This window comes from Rhodococcus sp. FG69, from assembly GCF_057808915.1.
In genome coordinates this window covers 1-444 of sequence record NZ_JBMDIX010000127.1, presented here as the reverse complement: position 1 = coordinate 444, position 444 = coordinate 1, and the positions used below count along the sequence as shown (strand labels likewise).

The following is a 444-nucleotide window of genomic DNA, read 5'->3' as shown; positions in this document are numbered from 1 at the left end:
AACGCAAACAAGTCACCCTGCCACCGAAGAAGCACGGAAACATCCCGCTGTGAGCACCGAAGCGAATCATGTTGCTGTGAGCGCCGAAGTGGAAGGCCGCACAACCGGTTCGGATGCTGTCTTGGGGTTCAGCGGCAACCCATCCGATACTGAGATCGCAGCCATCACCGCAGTGCTCGCAGCCTCAGCGCACGCAACCGCATCGCCGGCCGCCCGAGACGTTCTCGACTCGCCGATGTCGTCTCTCGGCGAGTGGGGCGACCCAGCAGGCCAGCTCCGCTACGGCCTCTCCACGGCGCCAGCTCATTTCGTTCATGCTCACTACTCGCGATAAAGGACCATCGACAGCCATGTCATCGACCAATAATGTTGGACGCAAGCGCATTTCGAAGGTTCTCGTCGCTAACCGCGGCGAGATCGCAGTCCGGGTGATCAGAGCGGCAG

General features: G+C 61.0%; 2 protein-coding genes. Both read left to right on the top strand.

Annotated elements, in window-relative coordinates; translation table 11 throughout:
• A partial coding sequence (locus ACODSO_RS29280; protein ID WP_489040100.1) for an acyl-CoA carboxylase subunit epsilon occupies window positions 1-334 on the top strand: 334 nt, incomplete at its 5' end.
• Window positions 335-350: 16 nt separating this feature from the next.
• A partial coding sequence (locus tag ACODSO_RS29275; protein ID WP_489040102.1) for a biotin carboxylase N-terminal domain-containing protein occupies window positions 351-444 on the top strand: 94 nt, incomplete at its 3' end.